Below are 8,104 nucleotides of genomic sequence, written 5' to 3' on the forward strand. Positions count from 1 at the left end.
GAAAGTGACTCGGCTGCCGGGACGACGCCCCGGCTCCTGCTTCAACCAAAGCGCACCGTACGAATCGACGGAACAGCCATGACGCCCTCCGAAGACCAGCGCCCAAGTGCGGTAGCCCTGTCCTACCTGGACAAGACTCGCCCCCCGATCGTGGTGGCCAAGGGCTATGGCGTGGTCGCCGAATCGATCATGCGCGAGGCTCGTGAGAACGGGCTTTATGTCCACGCCTCGCCCGATCTGATCCGTCTGCTGATGCATGTCGACCTGGACCGCCAGATCCCGCCCGAGCTTTACCTCGCCGTGGCCGAGGTGATGGCCTGGATCCATGGGTTGGAGCAGGGCGCAGCAAGTCCCCGATCAACCTGATCCGCGCGTGATCCGCGCGCCGGCCAGCCTAATACTTTAGTTAATCAACCCGCAATTGATTTATTTAGAGTAACCAAGTGTTACTACTTTTTTCTACAGAATTGACCAGACCGTAAATTATGAAAATGCATGAGTTCTTCTTACGGCAAATCTCCTCCCGCCGCCCTCCGCAGCGAGGGGCCACACAGCGTCTGTAATTTATTCCTCACTTCCCAAAACTGAACGCACGAAAAGTTACAAACCATAAGCAGGCTGCATACACTTGAGCCTTGAATTGAACGGAGTGCAAAGTGGAAACGGACAAGGTGATCAACGGAGCGAGCGGCGACATTTCGAAAGAAATTGGCGACATCAATCTAGCCTATATGCTCCTGGCCCAGAAACTCGTGAAACAGGACCGGGCAGCCGCGATGTTCAAGCTCGGCGTGAGCCGCGAACTGGCCGACATGCTGGCCGGCATGTCGCTGGCGCAGATCCTCAAGCTGGCAGCCTCAAACTTCCTGTTGTGCAGCTTCCGCATCGACGACCATCCTTCGATGTCGGCCGTCGTCGGCGACGAGAAGGACACGACGCTGCAACAGGCACACATGTCGATCCTGATGTCGGCGCGGCGCCTGCAGGTGCGTGAAGCCGGCATTGCCGCGTGAGCGCGCCCGGCAGCGGGCCGATGACCCGGAAAAGCGTGCTGCGCGAAGTGCGCGAGGTGCAGCTCGCGATCGAGTTGATCGAGCTCGGCGCCCGGCTGCAGTTCCTGGAGGCCGAGGTCGACCTGAGCCGCGAACGCCTGATCCGCCTCTACAAGGAACTCAAGGGCGTCTCGCCACCCAAGGGTTTGCTGCCTTTTTCCACGGATTGGTACATGACGTGGCTGGCCAATATCCATTCGTCGATGTTTTACAACATGTATCAATTCATGTTGACGCACGCGAACGAAAGTGGTTTGCAAGCCCTCATCAAGAGTTATCGGCTTTATTCGGAGCAGATTGAATCGCAAGGCAGCGAAATCGTGCTGGATTTCACACGTGCCTACACGATGGTGCGTTTCTTCGACAGCGACATGCTGCAACTGAGCACCTGCTGCCGGTGCGGCGGCAAGTTCGTGGCGCACGCGCACGACAGCAAGAACGGCTACGTGTGCGTGCTGTGCCGCCCGCCGTCACGCGCGGGCAAGGCGCGGGGTGCCAAGCGCGCGGCGCCGGGCATTCCGAGCGAATCAGGACTTCAGAAACCGGCTTCCCCTGCCGATAGACCGGAAGCAGCGCCCGCAGGGAGGGCACTGCAGGCGGCCCTGCCCTGACGGCAGGCACTGGATTCGATGCCTTGACGGGCAAAAGGGGAAGCGCGTGCTGGTTCTGGTCGGGTATCTGGTGGTGGTGGGGGCCGTCTTCGGCGGCTATGCCTTGATGGGCGGCCACTTCGGCGTCCTGTTCCAGCCGGTGGAGCTGCTGATGATCGGCGGGGCGGCGCTGGGCGCTTTCATCGCCGGCAACAACGGCAAGACCATCAAGGCCACCATCAAGGAGCTGCCCCTGCTCCTGCGTTCCTCCAAGCACAACCGGCAGCTCTACATGGACCTCCTGGCGCTGCTCTACGAGCTGCTGGCCAAGGCGCGCAAGGAAGGGATGATGAAGCTCGAGGCCGATGTCGAGGCGCCCGCCTCGAGCGAGATCTTCGCGCGCTATCCGGACATCCTGGGCGACCCCAACATGATGGAGTTCCTCTGCGACTACCTGCGCCTGGTGATCAGCGGCAACACCGATGCCTTCGAGATCGAGGCGTTGATGGACCACGAGATCGAGACCATCAAGCACGAGGCCGAGGTGCCCAGCCACAGTCTCTCGCGCATTGCCGACGCGCTGCCCGCGCTGGGCATCGTGGCCGCGGTGATGGGCGTGGTCCATGCGCTGGGCTCGGCCGACCTGCCGCCGTCGGAAATGGGCGCGCTCATCGCCCATGCCATGGTGGGCACCTTCCTCGGCGTGCTGCTGGCCTACGGCTTCGTGTCGCCGCTGGCCTCGCTGATCGAGCAGAAGGTGGCCGAGGGCATGAAGATGTACCAGTGCGCCAAGGTCACGCTGCTGGCCAGCCTCAACGGCTACGCGCCTCAGCTGGCGGTGGAGTTCGGCCGCAAGGTGCTGTTCTCGACCGAGCGGCCGACCTTCACCGAGCTCGACAGCCATGTGCGCGAAGTCAAGGCACAGAAATGACGCTCTCCCCCAGGTTGGCCCACTTCGTGTGGCCGCCCACCCCAGCGGCCCGGCGAAGCCGGTTCCGCGGTGTTCCCCGATTCGCGGGCGCGGGTTCGTGCGTTGCGGGCGGTGCGAAGCATGGTGGAGCACTGATATGGCAAGGGTAGGAGCATGAGTGCAGACAAGGGCCGCATCGTCGTCAAGCGCGTCGCCGGTGACGGCGGCGGCGCGCACCATGGCGGTGGCTGGAAGATCGCGTACGCCGACTTCATGACGGCGATGATGGCCTTCTTCCTCGTGATGTGGCTGCTCTCCAATGCCTCGCCCAAGCAGCGCGAAGGCATCGCCGAGCATTTCCGCATGCCGCTGAAGGTGGCGATCAACGGCGGCGAGAAGAGCGGCACCAGCAGCAGCGTCATTCCCGGTGGCGGCATGGATCCGACCACCCAGGTCGATGGCGAGGTCCGCCTGGCGCAGGCCGACATGGAGGACATGGCCGACGCGGACCGGCTTGCCAGCATGAAGAAGCGCCTGGATGACCTGATCGAGAACAGTCCGATCTTCAAGCAGTTCCGCTCGCAGATCCTGATCGACATCACGACCGAGGGCTTGCGCCTGCAGATCGTGGACAACGAGAACCGCCCGATGTTCGACCTGGCCAGCGCCCGGCTGCTGCCCCACGTGCGCGGCATCCTGCGGGAGATCGGGCCGGTGCTGATGGAGCTCCCCAACAAGATCACGCTGTCGGGCCACACCGACGCCATCGTCTACACCAACGGCGACCGATCCTACGGCAACTGGGAACTGTCGGCCGACCGCGCCAACGCCTCGCGCCGCGAGCTGGTGATGGGCGGCATGGCCGAGGACAAGGTGATGCGCGTGGTCGGCCTGGCCGACAGCATGCACCTGGACAAGGCCGAGCCGCGCAACCCGATCAACCGCCGCATCAGCATCATCGTGCTCAACCAGCGCACGCAGCAGCAGATCGAGCGCGAGAACAGCGGCGACGGCGACAGCGCGGCCACGCGCGTCGGCCGCCTGCCGCGGGCAGCGCCGACGCCGCCCGACAACGTCAAGGTGACGGCGTACAAGGCGCCGCCGCTGCAGAACTGACCCGGCCCCGAGAAGCCGGAACAAGGAGCACCCATGGACCTCAGTCAATTCACACAGGCATTCTTCGTCGAGGCGGTCGAGCTGCTGGCCGAGATGGAACAACTGCTGCTCGAGCTCGACGTCGCTGCGCCCGATGCCGAGCATCTCAACGCCATCTTTCGCGCCGCGCACTCGATCAAGGGTGGCGCGGCCACCTTCGGCTTCACCGCCCTGACCGACACCACGCACCTGCTGGAGACACTCCTGGACCGGGCGCGCCATGGCCAACTCAGCCTGAGCGCTCCGATGATCGATGCCTTTCTGGAAACGAAGGACGCCTTGCAAGAACAAATGACGGCCTACCAGGCGGGCAAAGAACCGGAGCCTGAGAGGGTGGCGCAGATCTGCGCCGTGCTGCAACAACTGGCGCTGGAGAACGGCGCCGCCGAGGCCGCGACAGCCCCCACGGCCGCGCCTGCCCCCGTGGCCGCCGTGCCCGCGCCCGCCGAGCCCGTGCCGCACGGCGCGCTGCGCATCCGCTTCTCGCACTTGTCCGACAGCGAGTGCGACCTGCTCGCCGACGAACTCGGCAACCTGGGCAAGCTGCTGTCGCGCACGCGCAGCGGCGACCAGTTGACGGCGCTGCTCGAGACCACCTGCAGCCCGGATGACATCATTGCCGTGTGCTGCTTCGTCATCGACGAATCGCAGATCCACATCACGCGCGAGGCAGCGGCGCCCGAAGCTGCCGCGGCCACCGTCGCCGACCCCCAGGCCGCCGCGCCGAAGGCAACGCCGGTTGCCGCAGCGCCGGCCGCGCCCGCCGCTGCAATGGCGAACGCCAAGGAGTCCAGCTCGATCCGCGTCGACGTGGAGAAGGTGGACCAGCTCATCAACCTGGTGGGCGAGCTGGTGATCACCCAATCGATGCTGACCCAGGCCGCGACCATGCTCGACCCCGTGGCCTACGAGCGCTTCCTGAGCGGCCTCGGCCACCTGGAGCGCAATGCGCGCGATCTGCAGGAGTCGGTGATGTCCATCCGCATGATGCCGATGGACTACGTGTTCAGCCGCTTCCCGCGCGTGATCCGCGACGTCAGCGCCAAGCTGGGCAAGCAGGTCCGGCTCGACACCTACGGGAAGGAAACCGAGCTCGACAAGGGCCTGATCGAACGCATCGTGGACCCGCTCACGCACCTGGTGCGCAACAGCCTGGACCACGGCATCGAGACACCCGAGCAACGCCTGGCCAAGGGCAAGGACGCCACCGGCCAATTGCTGCTGTCGGCCCAGCACCACGGCGGCAACATCGTGATCGAGGTCAGCGACGACGGAGCCGGTCTCAACCGCGGCAAGATCCTGGCCAAGGCGCAGCAGCAGGGCATTGCGGTCAGCGACGGCATGCCCGACGACGAGGTCTGGCAATTGATCTTCGCGCCCGGCTTCTCCACCGCCGAGCAGGTCACCGACATCTCCGGCCGCGGCGTCGGCATGGACGTGGTCAAGCGCAACATCCAGGAAATGGGCGGCCACGTCGAGATCAGCTCTCGCGAAGGCCGCGGCACCACCACGCGCATCGTGCTGCCGCTGACGCTCGCCATCCTCAACGGCATGTCGGTCAAGGTGGGGGAAGAGGCCTACATCCTGCCGCTGAGCTACGTCATCGAGTCGCTGCAGCCGCTGGCGGAGCACCTGCACTCCATCACCGCCGACGGCCATGTGATCAAGGTGCGCGGCGAATACCTGCCGCTCATCGAGCTGCACCGCGTGTTCGACGTGGACGGCGCACAGACCCATCCGACGCAGGGCATCCTGGTGATCGTGCAGGCCGACGACACGCGCTTCGCGCTGCTGGTCGACGAGCTGCTCGGCCAGCACCAGGTGGTGGTCAAGAACCTCGAGACCAACTACCGCAAGGTGCCCGGCATCTCGGCCGCGACCATCCTGGGTGATGGCAGCGTGGCCTTCATCATCGACGTCGGCGCCATGCCGCGCATCCAGCGGGCCCAGGCGGCCAGTGCCGCCGCGTTGGCGGGCGCCTCCAGGATGGACGCGATCGCAGCCTGAGAGCACCGGGAACCCACGCCATGCGCTTCGACTTCTTCCGGCGCCACGAATCCAGCGACGCCCCCGCGCCCGGCCAGGCGGGTGCTGCCGGCGAACGCGACGCCAGCGGCTACGTGACCTATGTCCAACTGCTCGATGCGGGCAAGCGCGTCATCGGCTACAGGCTGGCATGGCGCGCGGCCTCGCCGGACAACGCGGCGGATGCGCTCGCGCAGTTCAAGGCGCTCATGAGTTGCGCCGGCCGGCATCTCAACAGCCCCAAGGCCGGATGGGCCCTTGGACGCACCCTTCTCTTCGTCGACGTCTCGGCCGAGTCGATCGTGGCCGGCGAGCTGCAGCTCCTGCCGCCCGAGAACGTCGTGCTGTGCGTGGGCCCCGAGCTGCTCCTGAACGAGGAGCTCCGTCCCATCGTGCTGTTCCTGCGCGAGCAGGGCTTCAGCTTCATGTTGTGCGGCGCCGACGCGCTGCCGCAGGAAGAGGAGCTGCGCGGCCTCGTGACCCACTTCGACGTGGGCGCGGGCGACCGCGCGCTGGTGGAGCGCCTGCGCGGCGAGGCGCGGCCAGGCCTGCCGCCGCTGCAGCTGATCGCCACGCGCATGGACGAATGGAACGACTTCAGCGCCGCCGCCGCGCACCGGCTGGAGGTCTTCGTCGAGGGGCGGCACCTCCGGCCCGGCGAGCACGATGCGCGCAGCGAAGGCGCCATGCAGCCGGAGTCCATGCTGATCGTGCAGCTGATGCAGATGATCCAGCGCAACCAGGACGTGCGCGAGATCGAGGCCGTGCTCAAGCGCGACGCCGCGTTGACCTACCGGCTGCTGCGCTACATCAACTCGCCGGCCATCGGCGCCGGCGTCGAGATCCATTCGTTGCGCCATGCCGTGACCATGCTCGGTTACGCGCCGCTGTTCCGCTGGCTCTCGGTGCTGCTGGCCATGAGCAATGCCAAGGCCAGTCCGCCCTTCATGATGAAGAAGGCCATCCTGCGCGGCCGCTTCGTCGAGCTGATGGGCAAGGGCATGCTGTCGGCCTCGGATGCCGACAACCTCTTCGTGGTCGGCATGTTCTCGCTGATCGACCGCCTGCTCGGCGTCCCCATGAGGGAGGTGCTGGGCAAGGTGCAGCTCAGCGAGGCGGTCCAGCAGGCGATCCTGTCGCGCGAGGGTGCCTACGGGCCCTTCCTGGCGCTGGCCGAAAGCTGCGAGGAAGACGGCGCGCGCGCCGCGAGCCTGGCCGAGGCGCTCTTCATGAGCGCCGAACAGGTCAACGCCGCGCACCTGTCGGCGCTGGCCTGGGCCCAGGACCTCGGCCCCGCCGAGGCAGGATGAGAAGGTGTGAACGGAAGCGAGATGCAGGGCTTTTGGGCGCTTGATCGCCACATTGAAGAAGACGTGCGCTATGTACATTGAAAGCCCCTCACCGGCTGCGATCGTGAACTCCGAATTCCTCTTCACCGACCACGATTTCGCGAAGGTCCGCACGCTGATCCATCGCCGCGCGGGCATTGCCCTGGGCGAGCAGAAGCGCCAGATGGTCTACAGCCGGCTGTCGCGCCGCCTGCGCGAGCTGCGGCTGCCCGAGTTCTCGCGCTACCTCGAGATGCTGGAGTCGAGCCACGACGGCGAGGAGTGGCAGGCCTTCATCAATTCGCTGACCACCAACCTGACCTCCTTCTTCCGCGAGGCGCATCATTTCCCGGTGCTGGCCGAACATGCGAAGCGCAGCAAGCAGCCGGTTACCGTCTGGTGCGCCGCGGCCTCCACCGGGGAGGAGCCGTACTCGATCGCCATCACGCTGGTCGAGGCCCTGGGCGAACGCGCCGGCACGGCCCGCGTGGTTGCCACCGATATCGACACGGCCGTGCTGGCCCGCGCCTCGGCGGGCGTCTTCACGCTGGAGCAGGTCAAGAGCCTGCCTGCCGAGCGGCTGCGGCGCTTCTTCAACAAAGGCACCGGCGCCAACGCCGGCAAGGTGCGGGTGCGGCCCGAGCTCGCGGCGATGGTCCGGTTCGAGCGTCTCAACCTGCTGGACCCGGTGTGGCAGGTGAAGGAGGCGGTGGACGCGATCTTCTGCCGCAACGTGATGATCTATTTCGACAAGCCGACGCAAAAGCGCATCCTCGATCGCTTCGAGCCGCTGCTGAAGCCAGGGGGGCTGCTGTTTGCGGGGCATTCGGAGAATGCGTCGCTGGTGAGTCCGGGCTTCAAGGCGATCGGGCAGACGGTTTATGAGGTGAATCGGAAGGGGAGGCCATGAGCGCTTCGCAGCTGCGCGATGAGGCTGCCGTCTTGCTCTCTCTCCCGCCTGCAGGAGACGGCTTCGGGGGGGCGATTTCGAACGTTGCAGTCGGTGTGAGGCTGGAGCCGGGATTTCGCCCCGGCGGGCGAGTC

Annotated in this window: 8 protein-coding genes; all 8 read left to right on the forward strand. The window is 65.8% G+C overall.

What is annotated here, in order from left to right:
• The first annotated feature begins 78 nt into the window (after nucleotides 1-78).
• Nucleotides 79-366: an EscU/YscU/HrcU family type III secretion system export apparatus switch protein gene (locus tag APY03_RS06815; RefSeq protein WP_068675197.1), complete on the forward strand. Its 288-nt coding sequence runs from the start codon at nucleotides 79-81 to the stop codon at nucleotides 364-366.
• Between the two features lie 290 nt (nucleotides 367-656).
• Nucleotides 657-1,013: a flagellar transcriptional regulator FlhD gene (gene flhD, locus APY03_RS06820; RefSeq protein ID WP_068675200.1), complete on the forward strand. Its 357-nt coding sequence runs from the start codon at nucleotides 657-659 to the stop codon at nucleotides 1,011-1,013.
• Between the two features lie 20 nt (nucleotides 1,014-1,033).
• Nucleotides 1,034-1,663, forward strand: coding sequence for a flagellar transcriptional regulator FlhC (gene flhC, locus APY03_RS06825; RefSeq protein ID WP_083944202.1), 630 nt, complete (start codon nucleotides 1,034-1,036; stop codon nucleotides 1,661-1,663).
• A gap of 46 nt (nucleotides 1,664-1,709) precedes the next feature.
• Nucleotides 1,710-2,573: a flagellar motor stator protein MotA gene (gene motA, locus APY03_RS06830; RefSeq protein ID WP_068675202.1), complete on the forward strand. Its 864-nt coding sequence runs from the start codon at nucleotides 1,710-1,712 to the stop codon at nucleotides 2,571-2,573.
• A 153-nt stretch (nucleotides 2,574-2,726) separates the two neighbouring features.
• Entirely contained in the window at nucleotides 2,727-3,668 is a 942-nt protein-coding gene (gene motB, locus APY03_RS06835) for a flagellar motor protein MotB (protein WP_068675204.1), read from the forward strand.
• Nucleotides 3,669-3,701: 33 nt separating this feature from the next.
• On the forward strand, nucleotides 3,702-5,714 hold the full coding sequence (gene cheA / locus APY03_RS06840; RefSeq protein WP_068675206.1) for a chemotaxis protein CheA: 2,013 nt from the start codon (nucleotides 3,702-3,704) through the stop codon (nucleotides 5,712-5,714).
• 20 nt (nucleotides 5,715-5,734) lie between these two features.
• Nucleotides 5,735-7,042 carry an EAL and HDOD domain-containing protein gene (locus APY03_RS06845; RefSeq protein WP_068675208.1) on the forward strand — a complete coding sequence of 436 codons (1,308 nt, stop codon included), beginning with the start codon at nucleotides 5,735-5,737 and terminating at the stop codon, nucleotides 7,040-7,042.
• 70 nt (nucleotides 7,043-7,112) lie between these two features.
• Nucleotides 7,113-7,970 (forward strand): CheR family methyltransferase, encoded by an 858-nt coding sequence (locus APY03_RS06850; protein WP_068675210.1) that lies wholly within the window; start codon nucleotides 7,113-7,115, stop codon nucleotides 7,968-7,970.
• Nucleotides 7,971-8,104: the final 134 nt, after the last annotated feature.

This window comes from Variovorax sp. WDL1 (assembly GCF_001541225.1).
Taxonomy (GTDB): Bacteria; Pseudomonadota; Gammaproteobacteria; order Burkholderiales; family Burkholderiaceae_C; genus Variovorax.

Excerpts from the sequence above, each read along its gene's own strand:
- APY03_RS06815 (WP_068675197.1), top strand. The coding sequence starts at position 79 with ATGACGCCCTCCGAAGACCAGCGCCCAAGTGCGGTAGCCCTGTCCTAC.
- flhC (WP_083944202.1), top strand. The coding sequence starts at position 1,034 with ATGACCCGGAAAAGCGTGCTGCGCGAAGTGCGCGAGGTGCAGCTCGCG.
- APY03_RS06845 (WP_068675208.1), top strand. The coding sequence starts at position 5,735 with ATGCGCTTCGACTTCTTCCGGCGCCACGAATCCAGCGACGCCCCCGCG.
- cheA (WP_068675206.1), top strand. The coding sequence starts at position 3,702 with ATGGACCTCAGTCAATTCACACAGGCATTCTTCGTCGAGGCGGTCGAG.
- motB (WP_068675204.1), top strand. The coding sequence starts at position 2,727 with ATGAGTGCAGACAAGGGCCGCATCGTCGTCAAGCGCGTCGCCGGTGAC.
- APY03_RS06850 (WP_068675210.1), top strand. The coding sequence starts at position 7,113 with ATGTACATTGAAAGCCCCTCACCGGCTGCGATCGTGAACTCCGAATTC.